Consider the following 19,924-nt stretch of genomic DNA (forward strand, 5'->3'; position numbering starts at 1 on the left):
CGACGATAGCCTCAACCCGGGCCGCAGCAGCTCTTGAACTTGCGCCCGCTGCCGCAGGGGCAAGGGTCGTTGCGGCCCGGCTTGAGGCGCTCCATGGTGGGCTCGCCGTCGACATAGAACCAGCGGCCCGCCTCGTACACGAAGCGCGAGTTCTCCGCCAGCACGCCCCAACGCCTGCCTTCGCGAAAGGTGGCGCGAAAATGCACGTGCCCGTGCTCACCCGCCGAGCCTTGGTCGAGCACCTCGAGACGCAGCCATCGCGTTTCATCGACCAGGCCGAGCGTTGCAGGACGCGTACTCGGGTGCCAGGTATCGCGCAGATAATCGTCGAGCCCCAGGGCAAAGGCACTGAAGCGGGAGCGCATCAACGCTTCCGGGCTCGGCGCCGGCTCGCCCCCATGAAAGCGGCCGCAGCAGGCAGCATAGGGGCGCCCAGGGTTACAGGGACAATGATGTCGCGGCTGGCTCATGCTCATGTCTCTTCCAGTTCGGGTCTACGGACATGATACAAGACCACAGCCTGGCGCCCATTCTCGATACAGTCCGTCACTTTCACTCCTGATGAGGCGCCTCCTACACTGCATGCAGTGTCTCGTGTCGCCCGAGTGGCCAGAGACGATACTTAATTGCTGCACGTGTACCGGAGCCGACGGCCAATTGTCCTGCATGAGTACGGAATTAGTAGGACGAATTTGTCTCACGTCACTGCAGCGCAACATGGATGTGTGTTACAAATTGACCCTACCGACTTCCGCTTTCGGAGATATGGAAATGCCCGAACGCCAACCTGATGACAACCGTATTGCCTGGCATGCACTGTCCAGCGACGAGGCGTTGGAGAAGCTCGAGAGCAGCCAGGACGGCCTGAGTGAGGAAGAGGCCAAGTCACGCTTCGATCAGTATGGCCCCAACCGGCTCAAGCAGGAGGCAGGCCGCCCCTGGTGGAGACGCTTGCTCGAGCAGTTCAACAACATCCTGATGATCATCCTGCTGGTGGCAGCGGTAGCCAGCCTGGGACTGGGACATACGCTGGATGCCTTGGCCATCGTCGGTGTGGTCATCATCATCGCCTTGATCGGCTTCATCCAGGAAGGCAAGGCCGAGCAGGCACTGGATAGCATACGCAACATGCTTTCCCCTCAGGCCGCCGTGCTGCGCGGCGGCCGGCGCCAGACCATCGACGCCGAAGAATTGGTTCCGGGTGACGTCGTCATGCTGGAGAGCGGGGACCGCGTGCCTGCAGACGTTCGCCTGCTCGAGGCCAAGCGCCTGCGCACCGAGGAAGCGACGCTGACCGGGGAGTCCACCCCGGTGGACAAGCAGATCGACGCCGTCGAGGAGGACGCGGACCTCGGTGATCGCAGTGCCATGGCATACGCCAGCACCATCGTCGTGCAGGGCACAGCCCAGGGCCTGGTGGTGGAAACCGGCACTTCCACCGAGATTGGGCGGATCTCCGAGATGCTGCGCGGCGTCGAACAGCTGAAGACGCCGTTGCTGCAACAGCTCGACCGGGCCGGACGCGTGCTGGCGATCTTCATCCTCGGTGCAGCCGCCCTGACCGCGGCCATCGGCGTGGTGCTGCACGACGAGCCTATCTCTGCCATGTTCATGGCCGCGGTGGGCCTCGCCGTGGCCGCCATCCCGGAGGGCCTGCCGGCCATCGTCACCATCACCCTGGCCTTGGGCGTGCAGGTGATGGCCAGACGTAACGCCATCATTCGCCGGCTGCCGGCGGTAGAGACGCTGGGCTCAATCTCGACGATCTTTTCCGACAAGACCGGCACCCTGACCCGCAACGAAATGACCGCCCAGGCGATCTGGCTGCCCGAGGGCGAGTTCCGCCTCTCCGGCATCGGCTTCAGCCCCGAGGGCAAGCTGCATGTCGCTCCTGAAGACAAGGAGAGCGACGAGCACGGCGAGGAGATCTCGCTGGACGACTACCCGGCGCTGGCGCACTTCCTCAAGGTCGGCACCCTGTGCAACGACGCCGAGCTGGCCGAGGAGGACAAGCGCTGGACCATCCATGGCGACCCGACGGAGGGCGCCCTGGTAGTGGCCGCGGCCAAGGGCGGTATCGAAACCGCCGAGTTGCGTAAGGAGCACGAGCGCCAGGATTCCATTCCCTTCGAGTCCGAGCGCAAGTACATGGCGACGCTCAACGACCTGGACGGCAAGCGACTGCTGGTCAAGGGGGCACCCGATCGGCTGCTGGAGATGTGCCACAAGGTCCGTGGCAGCGATGGCGACAGCGAGCTGGATCAGGAGGAGTGGGAAGAGCGCATTCACGACCTCTCGTCCCGGGGGCTGCGCGTACTGGCGCTGGCCGAAAAGGAGGCCGACGACATCTCCGGCGAACTTCAGGACGACGACGCCGAGGAGGGGCTGGTGCTGCTGGGCCTGGTGGGCCTGCTCGACCCGCCTCGGGAGGCCGCCATCGAAGCCGTCAAGCAGTGCCTCGAGGCGGGCATTCGCCCGGTGATGGTCACCGGCGACCACGGCGTGACCGCCAAGGCCATCGCCGAGCAGCTCGGCTTTGCCCAAACCGACCGCGCCCTGACCGGCCGCGAAATCGAGAACATGTCCGACGAGGAGCTCGAGGAGTGCATTCTCGAGATCGACGTCTTTGCCCGCGCCGCTCCCGAGCACAAGCTGCGCCTGGTCAAGGCGATGCAGGCCAAGGGCGGCATCTGCGCCATGACCGGCGATGGGGTGAACGACGGGCCGGCCCTCAAGCGTGCCGACGTCGGCGTAGCCATGGGCATTCAGGGTACCGAGGCGGCCAAGGAGGCTGCAGAGATGGTGTTGGCCGACGACAACTTCGCCACCATCGTCGGCGCTATCGAAGAGGGTCGCAAGGTCTACGACAACATCCGCAAGACGGTCACTTTCATTCTGCCCACCAACGGTGGACAAGGGTTGGCCATCATGCTGGCCGTGCTGGCGGGAACACTGTTGCCGGTCACGCCGCTGCAGGCGCTTTGGGTCAACATGGTGGTGGCGGTTACCTTGGGCCTGGCACTGGCCTTCGAGAAGGCAGAGGAGGACATCATGCAGCGCCAGCCGCGTGACCCCTCCGCCGCCCTGCTCGACCTGTTCCTGCTGTGGCGCGTGGTGTTCGTCTCGGTGTTGCTGCTCATCGGTGTATTCGGCATGTTCACCTGGATCCTGCTGGTGCAGGGCGGCAGCGAGGAGCTGGCTCGCTCGGGGGCAGTCAACATGCTGGTCATCGGCAGCGCCGCTTACCTGATCAACAGCCGCTTCCTGGTCAACAGCACCCTGTCACTGCATGGCATCTTCGGCAGCCGCCCGGTGTGGATTGCCATCGGCCTGGTGGTGCTGCTTCAACTGGGCTGGACCTACATACCCTTCATGCAGACGGTATTCGGCAGCGCGGCGCTCTCCCCCCTGCACTGGCTGGTCATTCTCGCCGGCAGCATCGCTCTCTACCTGATCGTCGAAGTGGAGAAAATGATCCTGCGCAAGCGGGAAACGTCGAACCCAGGCCAGTCGGACCGCCATGACGAGGCTACCACGACCACTCAGTAGGCCCGGCAGCGCCAAGAACTGGGCCTGGCGCTTCGCCCTGCTCGCCATCCTCTGGTGGATGATCAGCGGCGGCGAGTGGGCGAGCTGGCGCTGGGGACTCCCGGCCATCGTCATCGCGTCGCTGGTGATGCCGGCCCCCACCCTGCCACTGCGTCCGCTGGCATGGCTGCGCTTCGTGCCAGTGGCCCTGTGGCTCGGCCTGCGTGGCGGGATCGAGGTCACCCTGCTGGCATGTCGTCCGCAACTCGTGCTCGACACCCGCCTGGTCGAGTATCGCTGGCAGCGCCTAGTCGACGGGCCCGGACGCCTGTTTCTTGCCACCCTGATCAATCTGATTCCCGGCACCCTGACCGTACGCATCCAGCCACACGGCCTGCTGGTCCACGTGCTGCATTACCGCGATGACACCCACACCATGCTGAGCCGGCTGGAGTGTCACGTAGCCCGGCTCTTCCCGGGGACAGTCACAGCCGAGGAGACGCCATGACGACACTCTACCTGGTGGCGGCCGCCCTGCTGCTGGTCAATGCCAGCGTCGGGGCCTGGCGCATCCGGCAAGGCCCGACCAGCGCCGATCGCATGCTGGCGGCGGAGCTGATCTCGACTTCGACGATTGCCGTGCTGCTGCTGCTCAGCGCGCTGGCAGACAACCCGGCGCTGGTCGATGTCGCGCTACTCTTCGCCATGCTGGCCGCCATCGCCACGGCCAACTTCGTCACCCGCACCTGGACGCTGCTGCGCCAGGACCATCACTCGCGGGAGGAAGCCGGCCATGACTGAAACGCTGCTCAACGCTGCCGGTCATGGGCTGGTCTTGGTGGGCCTGCTGTTCTTCCTTGCCGGCAGCCTGGGGCTGCTGCGATTTCCCGATATCTATGCCCGTCTGCACGCGCTGACCAAGGCGCACAACCTGGGACTGGGCCTGCTCTGCTCGGGGCTGGCGCTGCAGGCCAGCGCCTTGTCGGAAGCGGCCAAGATGATGCTGGTCTGGCTGCTGGTGCTGATCGCCTCGGGCATTGGCGCCACCCTGGTGGCCTCGACGGCCAACACTTGCGGCATCGTTCCGCGACAGGTGTCTCGCCGAATCAGGCACAAGAGGCCAAGGGAGCCGAAGGAGTGACCCTGGCGCAGTGGAGCTTCGACCTGCTGCTGGCCGGGGGCTTGCTGTGGCTCGGCTGGCAGGCCCTGTTCGAGAAGCGCCGCTTCAGTGCGGTAGTGCACTTCATGGCCTTCAACCTGCTCATGGCACTGGTCTGGGTGCGCCTCTCGGCGCCCGACATTGCCCTGGCGGAAGCCGCTATCGGCGCCGGCGTCACCGGCGCCCTGCTGCTGACCGCCCTGGGCCGGCTGCCCAGCGGCACCAGCAGCGGGGCCCATCCTCACCGTTGGCACCCCCACTGGCGCTATCTCGCTGTCATCAGCGCCTGCATCAGCACGGCCTGGCTGATCGCCGTTGTCCCGCAGCTGCCCTCACCGGGTCTTGCCGGCGAAATAGAGGCGGTCATGCCCGCCACCGGAGTCGACCATGCGGTCACGGCCGTACTGCTCAATATCCGCGCTCTCGACACCCTGCTCGAGGTGGCGGTCATGCTCGCTGCCGTGGTACTGGTGTGGTCATTGGGACCCACGCTGCGCCCCTTGCCCCCGGCTACCATACTGCCGGGGCTACCTGCGCTGTCGCGATTGCTGCATCCGCTGTTCCTGCTCGTGCCCACCTACCTGCTGTGGCGCGGCACCCACGCCCCCGGGGGTGCCTTCCCGGCCGGCGCCGTGCTCGGTGCCGGCGGTGTGCTGATGCTGCTGGCCGACGAGGTAGGCTGGATGCAGCGGCAGCACTGGCAGCGGCTGCTGCGTCTGCTGCTGGTCTCGGGCCTGGCACTGTTCGTGCTCGTCGGCCTGGGCGGCCTGCTGATGACGGGCACCTTCCTGTCCATCCCGCTCGGCGTGGCCAGGCTCTTGATCATGGCGGTGGAAATCGCCATGGCCCTCTCCATCGCCCTGATGCTGATGGCACTCTACCTCTACGGAGAACCGGGGCAATGAGCGACTACTATGCCACCGTGGCCGCCCTGCTCTGCGGCATGGCCGTCATCGGCCTGTTCCGAGCCCATGACCTGCTGCACCGCATACTCGCGCTCAACGTACTGGCCAGCGCGGTGTTCCTGCTGCTGGTGACCCTGGCGCGAACCGAATCGGGCACCGATCCGGTGCCCCATGTGATGGTGCTGACCGGCATCGTGGTGGCAGTCAGCACTACCGCCGCCGCCCTTGCACTGACGATACGCGCCTACGAACGACGCCGGCAGCGAGAGGATGAGCGATGACGGCAGCGCTGACGCCTTGGTCGCTGCCGCTGCTGGTAGCCATGCCCCTGGGCCTGGCCATGCTCGCCCTGCTGAACCTGCTGGCTCCCAGACGCCAGGTGGGCCTGGGACTGGTGACGATCCTGGCCTGCCTGGCCCTGTCGGCGCCGGCTATCCTGGAAGGCGAGATCGTCGTCATCGCCCTGGGGGAGTGGCCGCCGCCGCTGGGCATCGCCTGGCGACTCGACCTGCCCGCCATGCTGATGCTGACCATGACCGCGACCGTGGCAAGCTTTGCCAGCCTGGCGCTGCTGGCCGACCGGGAGACAGCCGAGGACAACTACCTGTGGCCGCTATGGTGGCTGATGTGGGCCGGGCTCAACGCCCTGCTGCTGTCCCAGGATCTATTCAACCTGTATGTGACCCTGGAGCTGGTGACCCTGGCCGGGGTCGGCCTGGTGGCACGCTCTCCCCAGGACCCCTGCGGCGCCGCTGCCCTGCGCTACCTGATGGCCTCCCTGCTGGCCTCGCTGCTCTACCTGCTGGGCATCGCGCTGCTCTACGGCGAGACCGGACGGCTCGACATCGACCTAGTCGATGACCTGATGCAGGACGGCGCCAACGGCCGGCTGGCAGCCGCCTTGCTTACCCTGGGACTGTTGATCAAGTCAGCCATGGTGCCCCTGCACACCTGGCTGCCCTCCGCCCATGCCCGTGCCCAGGCGCCGGTCAGCGCCATGCTCTCGGCGGTGCTCGTCGCCGTCACTCTCTTCGTGCTGTGGCGGCTATGGCTGGCCCCCCTTGCCCAGTTGCAGACGGCACAGCACCAGTGGCTGGCATTGACCGGCGTCGTGGCCCTGGTTTGGGGCGGCATTCAGGCAGCGCTGCAAGCGCGTTTCAAGCTGCTGATCGCCTGGTCGACCCTCTGCCAGAGCGGCTACGCCATGCTCTTGCTGGGCCTCAATGCCACCACCTCCTGGCCCCAGCGAATCGGTGACGAGAGCCCAGCCTTCCAGGGCGCCATGCAGATCCTGCTGGCCCACGGTCTGGCCAAGGCCTCACTGTTCATCGCCGCCGGTGCGATCATGGCCGCCCATGACCATGACCGGCTCAGCCGCTTGGTCGGTGACGCGGAGCGCCTGCCCCTGGCCTGGCTGGCCATCGCGCTGGCCAGTATCAGCCTGTTGGGCATTCCCCCCACGGGAGGCTTCGTCGGCAAGTGGTGGCTGCTGCAGGGGGCTGCGCCCCATCAGCCCCTCATCGCCGCTGCCGTGCTAGCGGGCACCTTCTTCAGCGCGGTTTGCCTATGGCGGCTGTTCGACCTGGCCCTGCGTCCGGCCGAGCGCCAGGCGACAAACAGAATTTCACGCATGACCCGGGTATCCCGCAGCGCGCCCTACCCCCATCTTGCCTGGCTGGCGCTGGGCCTGGCCCTGCTGGCCTGGGGGCAAGGCCCCCTGGCCGGCCTGGTATCGCCTCGCATCGTCAGCCCGAGCCTGGCGCTGGACACCACGGGCCTGGCCTTCCTGCTGCCTGCCTTGGCGATCTGGCCGGTCGTGCTGCTGGCCACCTACACATGGCGTCACACCTTTCCCGCCGCGCTGCGACTGCTGGCACTGATGCTGGCCGCCGCCCTGCTGCATGTCATGACGCTGCTGGCCGCCGACCTGCTGACGTTCTATACCGGTGCCGCCCTGCTCAGCCTGCTGGGCTGGGCCATGGTGCAGCATGACGGGCACGACGCGGCGCGGCTGGCCGGCGTGGGCTACCTGCTCATGCTGCTACTCGCCGAGGTGGCCATGCTGGCCGGCCTGGCCCTGATCGCCACGCAGACATCCGACCTGCGCTTCGCCAGCCTCACCAGCGCGGAGCTTCCCCCGCTGGCACTGGGCTGCATGGCGCTGGGGCTGGCGATCAAGGCCGGGGTGCTCGGCGTGCACGCCTGGCTGCCGGTGGCGCATCCGGTGGCGCCCCCCATGGCCAGCGCCCTGCTGTCGGGCCTGATGATCAAGCTGGGCCTGCTCGGGGCGCTGCGCCTGCTGCCGCTGAGCGATGCCACCGCTGACTTCGGTCCGCTGCTTGTCGTGCTGGGACTGTGTGCCGCTCTCTATGGCGCCCTGCGCGGCGTGATGGAAAGCGACCCCAAGCGGGTACTTGCCTGGTCCAGCGTGAGCCAGATGGGCCTGCTCACCGTGCTGCTGGGCCTGGTGCTGGCGGACCGGGCCACGCCTGTCGCGCTCACCGCCCTGCTGCTTCTGGCGGCAACTCATGCCATGGCCAAGGCCACGCTGTTCCTGGGCGCCGGCATGGTCAATCGGCTGCACGGCAGGTCACGCACGCTGGCCATGCTGGGGATGCTGCCGCCTGCCATGGCCCTGGCGGGCGTTCCCCCGACAGGCGGCGTACTGGTCAAGTCGATCATGGAGCAGGCGATGCAGGACGCCGCCTGGCCGACCTGGCCGCTGACGCTGGCCGGCATCGCCACGGCTCTGCTGATGCTGCGCCTGTTCTGGCTGCTGCACCGAGCGCAGTCGGCGCAGCAGACCCTGCAGGTTCCCGCCTGGCTATGGCTCGCCTGGGCCACGCTGGGGGCGCTGCCCGCCCTGCTGGCCTGGGGCTGGCCTGGGCAGGCGGCGCTGGCGGAAGACCTGGGTGCTGCGCTGGGTGCCGCCCTGGTGGCCCTCCTGTTCGCGCTGGCGCTGGCGGCCATGGCGCTGCTGGCCGGCCGGCATCTGCCCCGGATTACCGCAGAGGCCTTGCGGCTCAGCGCGCTGGGGCTGGCTCGCCGGCTCCTGCGGCGCGGGATCTGGCGCTTCAAGCGTGGCGAGGCCTGGCTGATGCCCTGGCCAGCCTTCGGTATTGCGCTCGGCGTCATGGCGCTGGGCATGGCGGCCAGCGCGCTGCTGCCGGGCTGAGTCTCGCCCCACGGCGATCAGCGGCGGCGCTTGGTGCGGGCGGTTGCCTCGGCGGTGGTGGGGTCCTCGGGCCAGGGGTGCTTGGGATAGCGCCCGCGCATCTCTCGGCGCACCTCGGGGTAGCCCTTGGCCCAGAAGCTGGCGAGATCCGCGGTGACCTGCAGCGGGCGCCGCGCCGGCGAGAGCAGGTGCAACAGCACCGCCACCCGCCCCTCGGCGACTCGCGGCGACGCCTGCCAGCCGAAGGTTTCCTGCAGCTTCACCGCCAGCACCGGCGCCCGGCCCTCCAGGCACGGCGTATAGTCGAGGCGTATCTGCGAGCCGCTGGGCACTTCGAGACGCTCCGGCGCCAGCGCATCGAGCCGGCTGCGCAGCGACCAGTCGAGGCTATCGAGCAGAAAGCGGCCCAGCGGCAGCCGCGCCACCGCGTCGAGGCTTCTGACCCCGTCGAGGTGCGGCCCCAGCCAGGCTTCGAGTTCATCGAGCAGCGCCGGCAGCGACCAGTCGGGCCAATCCTGCTCATCATCACAGTCTTGATCCCCCCGAGAGCCCAACGCCTGGCGCAGCAGCGCCACCCTGCCGCGCAGCTGCTCGGCGCTGTCGTCGAAGGGCAACTCGCCGCGCCGACGCAGGGCATCGAGCAGCGCCTGGCGCACCGCCTCCGGCGGCAGCGACGCAAGCGGCTTGCGCTCGAGCACTACCGCCCCCAGGCCGCGCACCTGCTCGCCGATGAGGCGCCCCTGTTCCTCCGACCACTCCAAGCTCGCCCGCCACTCTCGCGTTTCGGCAAACAGCGCCTCGAGCCGCGCCCGCTCGATGGCCACGCCGCGGAAGATTCGCGCGCCGCTGGCCTGGCCGTCGAGATCGGCGGCCACCAGCAGCTCGGCATGGGCCAATGGATGGCGCTCGGGCAGAGTCGCCAGCCCGCCGGATGCCAGGCGGAAGCGCCCCGGCCCGGCGTCCTGCTGGAGTCTCTGCGCCACCCGGTCCGGATAGGCCAGCGCCAGCAGCTCCCCCAGCGGGGCCAAATTCGAGACCTCAAGGCCCACGCCGCCAATCCGGGCCAGGCGCTGGGCCTCGCGCTGCCATTGACGATGAGCGGCGGGCTGCGCCAGACGGGCCTGAAGCGTGCGCTCCAGGTCCTGCTCACCGTTGAGATCGCGTCCCTCCAGCGCCGCTACCAGCGCACAGGCCAGCGGCACGGCGTCGAATTCTCCGGCACGCGCCAGCATCGCCGCCAGGCGCGGATGGGTGGGCCAGCGCACGCAGGCGCGTCCCAGCTCGGTGAGCAGGAAGCCTTCGTCCATCAGACCCAGCCGCTGCAGCAGGCGCCGCCCCGCAGCCAGTGCCCCGGCGGGCGGCTGTGTGATCCAGGCCAGCCCGGCCGGGTCGACGATGCCCCAGCGGGCCAGCTCGAAGGCCAGCGGAGCGAGATCGGCCTGCAGCATTTCGGGCTCGCCGTGAGCCGGCAGCGGCTGCTCCTCGGCCCACAGCCGCAGGCAAAGCCCCGGCCCTTGGCGCCCGGCCCGACCGCGACGCTGATCGGCGCTGGCGCGATTGACGCGGCGAGTCTCCAGCCGACTGAGCCCGCTGCGCGGCTGGAATACCGGCACCCGCTCCTGGCCGGCATCGACGACGATGCGCACGCCATCGACGGTAACGCTGGATTCGGCAATGGCGGTGGAGAGCACCACGCGACGCCGGCCATCGGGTTCGGGCTTCAAGGCGCGGCGCTGCTCTTCCAGGGGCAGCCGCCCGTGCAGCTCGCGCACCGCCAGTTCGGGCTGTCGGCTCGAAAGCTCCCGCGCCAGGCGGCGGATCTCGGCCACCCCGGGCAGGAACACCAGGGCGTCGCCCTCGCTCAGGGCCAAGGCTTCCCCTACCGCCTTGGCCTGCTGGCTCGCGGAGTCATCTCTCGCACTATGTGGAAGATAGCGGGTCTCCACCGGGAAGCTCCGCCCCTGACTCTCGAGCAGCGGCGTGGCTACGCCGAGCACAGCGAGCAGCGCCTCGACGTCGAGGGTGGCCGACATCACCAGCAGGCGCAGGTCGTCACGCACCGACTGGGCATCCAGCGTCAGGGCCAGCCCCAGGTCGACCTCCAGGCTACGCTCGTGGAACTCGTCGAAGACGATGCCGGTCACCCCTTCGAGCAGCGGGTCGTCCTGCAGCATGCGCGTCAGCACCCCCTGGGTGACCACCTCGAGCCGCGTGTTGGGCCCTACCCGGCTCTCGCCGCGCATGCGGTATCCCACGGTCTGCCCCACCGGCTCGCCCAGGCTTTCCGCCATGAAGCCGGCAGCCAGGCGAGCGGCCACCCGCCGCGGCTCCAGCAGCAGCAAGCGGCCTTCACCGCGCTCGCCCTGGCACCACTCCTCGTCGAGCAGCGCCAGCGGCACCCGGGTGGTCTTGCCCGCCCCGGGTTCGGCGACGAGCAGCACGCGGGAATGGACGGCCAGCGCCTGGTGAATCGCCGGCAGTTGAGCATCGATGGGCAGTTCACCGCCTGATGTCATCGAATTGTCATCTCGCTTCATATACGATTTGCCATATATTTCACCACACGACGTTCACACACCCGACTCGCTCTCAAGACATGGAGCCCCGACATGACCCTCCGTATCGGCATCAACGGTTTCGGACGTATCGGCCGCCTGGCGCTGCGCGCCGGCTGGACCAACCCGGACCTCGAATTCGTGCGCATCAACGACCCGGGCGGCGATGCCGCCACCTTCGCCCACCTGCTGCAGTTCGACTCGGTGCACGGCCAGTGGAGCGGCGGCGGCGATGATATCACGTCGACCGAGGGCGCCATCGTGGTGGCCGGCAAGCGTATCGCCTTCAGCGCCAATCGCGAGATCGCCGATACCGACTGGTCCGACTGCGACGTGGTGATCGAGTGCTCGGGCAAGATCAAGACCAGCGCCAAGCTCCAAGGCTACCTGGACCAGGGCGTGAAGCGTGTGGTGGTCAGCGCGCCGGTGAAGGAAGAAGGCGTACTCAACGTGGTGATGGGGGTCAACGACCACCTCTTCGACCCGGACAGCCATCGTATCGTCACCGCAGCAAGCTGCACCACCAACTGCCTGGCGCCGGTGGTCAAGGTGATCCACGAGCGGCTCGGTATCCGCCACGGCTCGATGACCACCATTCACGACATCACCAACACCCAGGTGATCCTCGACGCTCCTCACAAGGATCTGCGCCGGGCGCGGGCTTGCGGCATGAGCCTGATTCCGACAACCACCGGCTCGGCCAAGGCGATCACCGCGATCTTCCCGGAGCTCACCGGCAAGCTCAACGGCCACGCCGTGCGCGTGCCGCTGGCCAACGCCTCGCTCACCGACATGGTGTTCGAGGTGGAGCGCGAAACCACGGTCGAGGAGGTCAACGCGCTGCTCAAGCAGGCCGCTGAAGGCGAACTGGCCGGCATCCTGGGCTATGAAGAGCGTCCGCTGGTCTCCATCGACTATCGCTCCGACCCGCGCAGCTCCATCGTCGATGCCCTCTCCACCATGGTGGTGGCCGGCACCCAGGTGAAGCTCTACGCCTGGTACGACAACGAATACGGCTACGCCTGCCGCACCGCGGAGCTGGCCGCCAAGGTGGGGAACGCCGACGTATGATCGCGCGCGTCGCCGCCCTGCCCCGTGAGGTGCGCCAGTATCTGCTGGTGACCGGCAACTACTGGGGCTTCACGCTGACCGACGGCGCCCTGCGCATGCTGGTGGTGCTCTACTTCCACCAGCTCGGCTATTCGGCGCTGGAAGTCGCACTGCTGTTCCTGTTCTACGAGTTCTTCGGCGTGGTGACTAACCTGGTGGGCGGCTGGCTGGGCGCGCGGCTGGGGCTCAACCGCACCATGAACCTGGGGCTGGGCTTGCAGATCGTCGCCCTGGCCATGCTGCTGGTGCCCACGGCCTGGCTCGCGGTGCCATGGGTGATGGCGGCCCAGGCGCTCTCGGGCATCGCCAAGGACCTCAACAAGATGAGCGCCAAGAGCGCGATCAAGGGCCTGGTACCGGCGGGCGACGAGGGACACACCTCGCTCTACCGCTGGGTGGCGCTGCTCACCGGCTCGAAGAACGCACTCAAGGGGGTGGGCTTCTTTCTCGGCGGGCTGCTGCTCACGCTGATCGGCTTCCAGGGCGCGATCCTGGCCATGGCGCTGATGCTCGTCGGCGTGCTCGGCCTCTCGCTCGCCCGCCTGGACGCCGATCTGGGCCGCGCCAAGGCCAAGCCCAAATTCCGCGAGATTCTCTCCAAGAGCCGGGCGATCAACATTCTCTCGGCGGCGCGCATGTTCCTGTTCGGCGCCCGTGACGTGTGGTTCGTGGTGGCGCTGCCGGTGTTCCTCGCCACCCAGTTCGGCTGGGACCATTGGCGGGTGGGTGGCTTTCTGGCGCTGTGGGTGATCGGCTACGGGGCGGTGCAGGCGGTGGCGCCACGCATCACCGGGCGCACGGCGGGGCGCAGGGCCGCCATCGCCTGGGCCGCGGCGCTGGGGGCCCTGCCGGCATTGATCGCGCTAGGCCTGGAGTGGCAACCGCATGGGGTACTGCTGGGCGGGCTGTTGCTGTTCGGCGCGGTGTTCGCGGTGAACTCCAGCCTGCACAGCTTTCTGATCGTGCGCATGGCGCGCTCGGACGGGGTCTCGCTGGACGTGGGCTTCTACTACATGGCCAACGCCATGGGCCGGTTGATCGGCACCCTGCTCTCCGGCTGGCTCTACATGACCGGCGGCCTCAGCGCCACGCTGTGGGTGTCGAGCGCCATGCTCATCGCGACGGTGGCAATCAGCCTGGCGTTGCCGAGGGAGGCTTGACGCCTATTGAGGGAAGCGCTCTGTATTTTCCAACAGACGACGCCCATGAATGACAGCCAGAATCAGAATTCGCTCAGCCTCCACGCGATAAATCAGGCGGTAGCTATAGACAAAGCGCTCACGAATATTCGCCTCACCAAGCTCGGGCACGACTCTGCCTAGCTCAGGAAACTCCCCTAGCGCCCGAGCCGCATCCACCAACTTGGTCACCACAGCTCGTGCATAGAAGGCCGAATCTCGCTCGATGTATTCGGCGATGAGCTCCAGATCCTCAAGCGCTTCTGGAGACCAGGCTAGCGCTCAAGCCACTTTGCCAGCTTCCTCTCGACCTGTTGTTGGCTCAGAGCCCCCTCGGCCTCAGCACGCTGACTGCCTCGCTGTACCTTTTCCACGACGTAGAGATGGTACTGAATATCTTCCATCGTACAGTCTTCAGGGAGGGACTCGAGCAGTTGCCGCACATCATCCTTTGCCGTATTCATGGCTTCACCTTTTCACATGCGCCTGACAACACTCTATCATGCCCCGCTTCCAGGCGGTCGTACCCCGCACCCCTTGAGGATTACCTGGGTCAGGAAGCGGGTGATCCGCTCCACGTCGGCATCCGTGATCTCGTCCCTGCCGGTAATACCCAGCACCTGGGCTTCGAAGTCGGCGTAGTGCTGGGTGGCCGACCAGATCAGGAAGATCAGCCATACCGGGTCGACCGGGTCCATCAGGCCGCGCTCTGCCCACTGCTCGAAGATCCTTGCCCGCGTGCGCACCCACTCTCGCAGTTCGCCTCGCAGGTAATCCTGCAGGAAGGGCGCGCCACCGAGGATCTCCGCGGCAAACAGCCGTGAGCCTTCCGGATGACGTCGAGAAAGCTGCATCTTGCTGCGGATGAACGCCTCGAGCACCTCAGCCGGGTCATCATCCACGCTGATATCGTCGAGCAGCGCGTTCCAGCGTGCCATCATGCGCTCAAGCAGGCGCACATACAGCCCGCGCTTGTTGCCCATGTAATAGAGCACGTTGGACTTGGGCAGCCCTGCCTCCTCGGCGATGGCCTGGACGCTGGCCCCGCGGTAGCCGTACTGGGCGAAGATCCGCTCGGCGGCTTCGAGGATCTCGCGCTCGTTGCGTTCACGGGTCGCCCCGTTGCTTTCACCGGCTTGCCGTGGCCGCTGCAGCTCGGATTCGGTCACGTCGTTCATCGACTGGCCCCTGCCCTGTCATCATCGAGAGAATCCAAGAGATTGCCCCACTGCGGCACTGGCTGCAAATGAGACCATCGGCACCAATACCTGCATGCAGCCCCCATACCGGGCTTGTGCACGGAGATTAGCCTCTTTCACCCTTGCAAAGTGCGACATTCTGGCCCATGCTGAATTCAACCTGACCGATTGGTCAACTTGCGACGCGAGTCAAGCAACGACAGGCCACGATCACAAGGCCAGGTATCACAATGTCAACAAGAGACAAGGCGATGATCGACTTCATGCTCAACGGGCAACCCTGCCGGAGCGATGCTGTTCCGGAAACCAGCGTGCTCGAGCTGCTGCGCGAAACGCTCGGCGCTACCGGTACCAAGGAGGGCTGCGCCTCTGGCGACTGCGGCGCCTGCACGGTGGCCATCGGCGAACCCGGCCCCAATGGCGAGCTGCGCTATCACAGTGCCAACGCCTGCATCACGCCCGCGCATCAGCTCAACGACCGTCATCTGGTCACCGTCGAGGGCCTCGCCCAGGGCGAGCAGCTGCATCCCGCCCAGGCCGCTATGGTCGCCTGCCACGGCAGCCAGTGCGGCTTCTGCACGCCGGGCATCGTGATGTCGCTGTTTACCCTGCACGAGCAGCAGCGCCATGCCCCCGCTCCCCTCACGCCGCAGCGCCTGGAAGCCGCGCTGGGCGGCAACCTGTGCCGCTGCACTGGCTACCGCCCGATCCGCGATGCCGCCCTGAGCATGGATCAGCACCCCGAGAATCGTCCGCTGTGGCTCGACGCCGCCGCAGAGACCAAAACCGAAGCGCATGCCCCCAGTGCCGATGCTGCCTTCCTGCAACCCACCACGCTTGCGGCACTCAGCGACTGCCTGAAACGGCACCCCAAGGCGCGGCTCGTTGCCGGCGCCACCGACCTTTGGCTCGAATCGACCCAGCGCCTGGCGCGCTTCGAGCACGTCATAGACGTGACCCGGGTCACCGAGCTCAACGAAATCGACGAGGTCGCGCTTGAAGACGGCCGCAGCGGCTGGTGGATCGGCGCTGCCGTCACCTACTCGCGCCTCGAGCCGCTGCTGGATGAGCACTACGACGCCTTCGCCCATCTGCTGCACCGCCTCGGCTCCCAGCAGGTGCGCAACCGCGGCACCCTGGGCGGGAACGTCGCCAACGCCTCGCCCATCGGCGACACCCCGCCGGTGCTGCTGGCGCTGGGCTCGCGTCTGCGCCTGGTCAGCCCCGAAGGCGAGCGTGAACTGCCACTGGACGACTTTTTCCTCGACTACAAGCGCACCGCGCTGCGCGAGGGCGAGGCCATTCGTGCGATCTTCCTGCCGCGCCCCGAGGCGGGCCAAACTCTCAAGGTGTGGAAGCTGTCCAAGCGTCGTGAGGATGATATTTCGGCGGTGCTGGGCGCCTTTGCCTACCGCCTGGAGAACGGCGTGATGCGCGACGTACGGCTGGCCTTCGGCGGCATGGCGGCCATCCCCAAGCGTGCCACCAATGCGGAAGTGGCCCTGGAAGGCAAGGCGCCGGACCTGGCTGCCTTCCATGCGGCCCGCGAGGCCCTGTCGAACGATTTCCAGCCCATGAGCGACGTGCGTGGCAGCGCTCACTACCGTCGGCTCTCCGCCGCCAACCTGCTCGAGCGCCTGCGTCTTTCGATCGCCCAGGCCGAGACCGACAGCTCCCGGGAGGTGATGCTCCATGCGTACGCTCACTAATCTGAATAAGTCGACAGAGATAGCCGACGACATGAGCGCGGACTCCGCCGTGGCGCGCGAGGAGCTCAAGGGCGAGATTAAGGGCGCCAGCCCGCTGGCGCGGGATACCGTTACGCCGGGCACGCACCCCAACTCGCGCTTCCATGAGAGCGCGATCAAGCACGTTACCGGCCGCGCCTCCTACATCGACGACCTCAAGGCCCCCGCCGATGCGCTGCACGTGGCGCTGGCGCTTTCACCCGTCGCCCATGGCCGCCTGACCCGGCTCGACCTGGACAAGGTGCGCACCATGCCCGGCGTGGTCGACGTGGTCGGCTTCCACGACGTGCCGGGACACACCGATATCGGCCCCGTATTCCCGGGCGACCCCATCTTCGTCGAGGATGAGATCAGCTACGTCGGCCAGGTGCTGTTCGCCGTGGCCGCCGAGAGCCATCGCGCCGCTCGCGAAGCAGTGAACACCGCCCTGGCCCAGGGTATCGCCGAAATCGACGAGCAGCCGGCCTGTCTCGACCCGGTGGCTGCCGCCGAGCGAGGAGAGTTCGTGCGCCCCACCCACGTGCAGCAGAGCGGCGACTGGGAGCAGGCCCTGGCCAGCGCCGCCCTCGTGGTCGAGGCGGAGCAGTTCGTCGGCGGTCAGGAGCACTTCTATCTGGAAGGTCAGGCCTGCCTGGTGCAACCCACCGAAGACGAAGGTGTGATCGTTCACACCTCCAACCAGCACCCCAGCGAGACCCAGAAGCTGGTGGCCGAGGTACTCGGCATTCCATTCCACGCCGTGACCGTGGAAGTGCGCCGCATGGGCGGCGGCTTCGGCGGCAAGGAGACCCAGGCATCCCCCTGGGCCTGCATCGCCGCATTGATCGCCCGGCGCACCGGCCGTACCACCCGCGTGCGCCTGCCCCGCGCCGACGACATGCGCGTTACCGGCAAGCGCCACCCGTTCCACAACCGCTACCGCCTCGGCGTGGATGAACAGGGCGTGATCCAGGGCGGCGAGATCACCGTGATCGGCGACTGCGGCTACTCCCCCGACCTCTCGGACGCCATCGTCGACCGCGCCATGTTCCACAGCGACAACGCCTACTCCCTGGGCGAGGCTCGCGTAACCGGCCACCGCGCCCGCACCCACACCGCCTCCAACACCGCCTTCCGCGGCTTCGGTGGCCCCCAGGGCATGATGGTGATCGAGGCGGCGATGGACGACATCGCCCGGCGCATCGGCGAAGACCCGCTCACGGTACGCAAGCGCAACTTCTACCGCCCCGGCCGGCAGACCACCCACTACGGCCAGCAGGTGGATCAGATCAAGCTGCTGCGCGAGCTGGTCGAGCAGCTGGAAACCAGCAGCGAGTACTGGGCGCGGCGCCGAGCCATCACCGAGTTCAACGCCGAGAGCCCGATCATCAAGCGCGGCCTGGCACTGACCCCGGTGAAGTTCGGCATCTCCTTCACCGCCAAGCACCTCAACCAGGCCGGCGCCCTGCTGCACGTCTACACTGACGGCAGCGTGATGATCAATCACGGCGGCACCGAGATGGGCCAGGGTCTGCACACCAAGATCTGCCAGGTGGTGGCCCGCGAGCTGGGCCTCGACACCGACGAGGTGCGCATCACAGCCACCCGTACCGACAAGGTGCCCAACACCTCGCCCACCGCGGCCTCCAGCGGCGCTGACTTGAACGGCCAGGCTGCCCGTGACGCCTGCGTGAAGCTCAAGCAGCGCCTGTTCGACTTCGCCCACGAGCACCTCTACCAGGATCAGGGCCTCGACCGCGAGGACATGCGCCTGGAAGCCGGCCACCTGGTGGCGGGCCACGGCGAGAGCGAGCAGCGCATTCCCTGGGGCGAGCTGGTGCAGGCCGCCTACATCAACCGCATCTCGCTCTCCGAGAAGGGTTTCTACGCCACGCCGCTGATCCACTACGACCGCAACGTCGGCCAGGGCCGCCCCTTCTACTACTATGCCTTCGGTGCCGCCGTGGCCGAGGTCAGCGTCGACACCCTGACCGGCGAGTACCAGGTCGAGCGGGTCGACATCCTGCACGACGTGGGCGACTCGCTGAACCCGGCCATCGACATCGGCCAGGTGGAGGGCGGCTTCATTCAGGGCATGGGCTGGCTGACAAGCGAAGAGCTGAAGTGGAACGAGGCCGGCCGGCTGATCTCCGACGGCCCCGCCACCTACAAGATCCCGACCTACGGCGACCTGCCGCCGGCGTTCAACGTCAAGCTGATGGAGGGCCACCCCAACTCCATGGCCAGCATCTACCGCTCCAAGGCGGTGGGCGAGCCGCCCTTCATGCTCGGCATGGCGGTGTGGTCGGCGCTGCGCGACGCCCTGGCCAGCCTGGCCGACTACGCCGAAGCGCCGCGGCTCGACACTCCGGCCACGCCGGAGCGGGTGCTGCTGGCCGCCGAGGAGCTGCGCAGCCGCTACGACAGCGCGCAGCTGGAACGAGGCGCGCCGTAATGCACGCGCCTCGGCCCACTCCCTGGCACGAAGCGCTGCACCAGCTGCAGCGCGAGGGGCTGCCCCACGCGCTGGCCACGGTGGTGACCAGCACCGGCTCCACGCCCCGCGAGCCCGGTGCGCGCATGGTGATCAGCGAGAGCGAGGTGTTCGACACCCTGGGTGGCGGCACCTTCGAGTTTCAGGTGATCGACGCCGCCCGCGAGAAACTGGCTCAGGGCGAAGCCGGCATGAGCCTCGAGGCCTTCGCCCTGGGCGGACGCAGCGGCCAGTGCTGCGGCGGCTTCGTCAACGTGCTGCTGGAGGTATTCCCCGGCAGTGCGGCTACGCTTGCCATCTTCGGCGCCGGCCACGTCGGCAACGAGCTGGTGCGCCTGACCGCCCCGCTGCCCTGGCGTGTGCTGTGGCACGACAGCCGCGCAGACGTCTTTCCCGCCTGGACCAAGGAACAACCGCGCCTGGCCTGCCGCCACGCCCCAGATCCGCAGGCCGCCGTGGCGGCACTGCCGGCGGGCAGCCACGCGCTGGTGCTGACTCACGATCACGCCGAGGATCGCGCCCTGGTCGACGCCCTGCTCCAGCGGGATGACATCGCCTCCATCGGCCTGATCGGCTCCAAGAGCAAGTGGGCCAGCTTCCGTTCGCGGCTCAGCGATGCCGGCCACGACGACGCGGCCCTGGCCCGGGTGCGCTGCCCCATCGGCATGGCGAAGGGCGGCACCGGAGGCGACAAGACGCCCTACGCCATCGCCATCGCCGCTCTGGCCGAGCTGCTGCCGTTGATGGGCAATGCCGAACGCGCCGATCAACGCGGCCTGGCGCCGGCCGAGCTACGTGCTCTTTTTACCTGACAAAAGCCAAGGCGATTCCACCCGGACTCACTTGAGGAGCGCCGGGGGCAGGCCGAAGAGGAGGTCATTTGCCATGGATGGC

The 19,924-nt window shown here is 67.5% G+C and carries 16 protein-coding genes and 1 pseudogene; 12 read left to right on the plus strand and 5 right to left on the minus strand.

The features are described 5' to 3' along the window. Window positions 1-11: 11 nt before the first annotated feature. Entirely contained in the window at window positions 12-470 is a 459-nt protein-coding gene (locus H1D44_RS01470) for a YchJ family protein (RefSeq protein WP_181513065.1), read from the minus strand. 301 nt (window positions 471-771) lie between these two features. Here H1D44_RS01470 and H1D44_RS01475 point away from each other — a divergent pair, with 301 nt between their 5' ends. The 7 genes from H1D44_RS01475 to H1D44_RS01505 are packed head-to-tail and all read left to right on the plus strand — an operon-like array spanning window position 772 to window position 8,767. Further along, complete coding sequence (locus H1D44_RS01475; RefSeq protein ID WP_181513066.1) at window positions 772-3,549, plus strand: cation-translocating P-type ATPase; 2,778 nt, start codon at window positions 772-774, stop codon at window positions 3,547-3,549. Continuing rightward, the gene (locus H1D44_RS01480; protein ID WP_181513067.1) at window positions 3,521-4,036 is read left to right on the plus strand and encodes a Na+/H+ antiporter subunit E; all 516 of its coding nucleotides are present in this window, start codon (window positions 3,521-3,523) and stop codon (window positions 4,034-4,036) included. The genes H1D44_RS01475 and H1D44_RS01480 overlap by 29 nt, the downstream gene beginning before the upstream one ends. After that, the gene (locus H1D44_RS01485; protein ID WP_181513068.1) at window positions 4,033-4,329 is read left to right on the plus strand and encodes an MrpF/PhaF family protein; all 297 of its coding nucleotides are present in this window, start codon (window positions 4,033-4,035) and stop codon (window positions 4,327-4,329) included. The genes H1D44_RS01480 and H1D44_RS01485 overlap by 4 nt, the downstream gene beginning before the upstream one ends. Next, the gene (mnhG, locus tag H1D44_RS01490; RefSeq protein WP_181513069.1) at window positions 4,322-4,669 is read left to right on the plus strand and encodes a monovalent cation/H(+) antiporter subunit G; all 348 of its coding nucleotides are present in this window, start codon (window positions 4,322-4,324) and stop codon (window positions 4,667-4,669) included. Before H1D44_RS01485 ends, mnhG begins: the two co-directional genes overlap by 8 nt. Then, on the plus strand, window positions 4,666-5,592 hold the full coding sequence (locus H1D44_RS01495) for a hydrogenase subunit MbhD domain-containing protein (RefSeq protein WP_220127917.1): 927 nt from the start codon (window positions 4,666-4,668) through the stop codon (window positions 5,590-5,592). Before mnhG ends, H1D44_RS01495 begins: the two co-directional genes overlap by 4 nt. After that, the gene (locus H1D44_RS01500) at window positions 5,589-5,873 is read left to right on the plus strand and encodes an NADH-quinone oxidoreductase subunit K (RefSeq protein WP_181513070.1); all 285 of its coding nucleotides are present in this window, start codon (window positions 5,589-5,591) and stop codon (window positions 5,871-5,873) included. The genes H1D44_RS01495 and H1D44_RS01500 overlap by 4 nt, the downstream gene beginning before the upstream one ends. After that, complete coding sequence (locus H1D44_RS01505) at window positions 5,870-8,767, plus strand: proton-conducting transporter transmembrane domain-containing protein (RefSeq protein WP_181513071.1); 2,898 nt, start codon at window positions 5,870-5,872, stop codon at window positions 8,765-8,767. The genes H1D44_RS01500 and H1D44_RS01505 overlap by 4 nt, the downstream gene beginning before the upstream one ends. A 17-nt stretch (window positions 8,768-8,784) precedes the next feature. Here H1D44_RS01505 and hrpB read toward each other — a convergent pair whose 3' ends face one another. After that, entirely contained in the window at window positions 8,785-11,283 is a 2,499-nt protein-coding gene (hrpB, locus tag H1D44_RS01510; RefSeq protein ID WP_181513072.1) for an ATP-dependent helicase HrpB, read from the minus strand. 93 nt (window positions 11,284-11,376) lie between these two features. Here hrpB and H1D44_RS01515 point away from each other — a divergent pair, with 93 nt between their 5' ends. Both H1D44_RS01515 and arsJ read left to right on the plus strand, forming a co-directional pair. After that, complete coding sequence (locus H1D44_RS01515) at window positions 11,377-12,393, plus strand: ArsJ-associated glyceraldehyde-3-phosphate dehydrogenase (protein ID WP_181513073.1); 1,017 nt, start codon at window positions 11,377-11,379, stop codon at window positions 12,391-12,393. Beyond that, window positions 12,390-13,592: an organoarsenical effux MFS transporter ArsJ gene (gene arsJ / locus H1D44_RS01520; RefSeq protein ID WP_181513074.1), complete on the plus strand. Its 1,203-nt coding sequence runs from the start codon at window positions 12,390-12,392 to the stop codon at window positions 13,590-13,592. The genes H1D44_RS01515 and arsJ overlap by 4 nt, the downstream gene beginning before the upstream one ends. 3 nt (window positions 13,593-13,595) lie before the next feature. Here arsJ and H1D44_RS01525 read toward each other — a convergent pair. The 3 genes and pseudogenes from H1D44_RS01525 to H1D44_RS01535 all read right to left on the minus strand — a co-directional run. After that, window positions 13,596-13,874 (minus strand): annotated as a pseudogene (locus H1D44_RS01525) (type II toxin-antitoxin system RelE/ParE family toxin); the annotation flags it as partial. A gap of 11 nt (window positions 13,875-13,885) precedes the next feature. Then, window positions 13,886-14,074 (minus strand): hypothetical protein, encoded by a 189-nt coding sequence (locus H1D44_RS01530; RefSeq protein WP_181513075.1) that lies wholly within the window; start codon window positions 14,072-14,074, stop codon window positions 13,886-13,888. A gap of 36 nt (window positions 14,075-14,110) precedes the next feature. Further along, window positions 14,111-14,788, minus strand: a complete 678-nt coding sequence (locus tag H1D44_RS01535) for a TetR/AcrR family transcriptional regulator (RefSeq protein ID WP_181513076.1) — start codon at window positions 14,786-14,788, stop codon at window positions 14,111-14,113. Between the two features lie 272 nt (window positions 14,789-15,060). Here H1D44_RS01535 and xdhA point away from each other — a divergent pair, with 272 nt between their 5' ends. From xdhA to xdhC, 3 genes are read left to right on the plus strand one after another with little or no spacing between them, the layout of a single operon-like run. Next, window positions 15,061-16,518: a xanthine dehydrogenase small subunit gene (gene xdhA / locus H1D44_RS01540; protein ID WP_181513277.1), complete on the plus strand. Its 1,458-nt coding sequence runs from the start codon at window positions 15,061-15,063 to the stop codon at window positions 16,516-16,518. Continuing rightward, the gene (xdhB, locus tag H1D44_RS01545) at window positions 16,502-18,991 is read left to right on the plus strand and encodes a xanthine dehydrogenase molybdopterin binding subunit (protein WP_181513077.1); all 2,490 of its coding nucleotides are present in this window, start codon (window positions 16,502-16,504) and stop codon (window positions 18,989-18,991) included. Before xdhA ends, xdhB begins: the two co-directional genes overlap by 17 nt. Next, entirely contained in the window at window positions 18,991-19,842 is an 852-nt protein-coding gene (gene xdhC, locus H1D44_RS01550) for a xanthine dehydrogenase accessory protein XdhC (RefSeq protein WP_181513078.1), read from the plus strand. The genes xdhB and xdhC overlap by 1 nt, the downstream gene beginning before the upstream one ends. The last annotated feature ends 82 nt before the right edge of the window (window positions 19,843-19,924 follow it).

Origin of the sequence: Billgrantia kenyensis, assembly GCF_013697085.1 — a bacterium.
Classification (GTDB): Bacteria; Pseudomonadota; Gammaproteobacteria; order Pseudomonadales; family Halomonadaceae; genus Halomonas; species Halomonas kenyensis.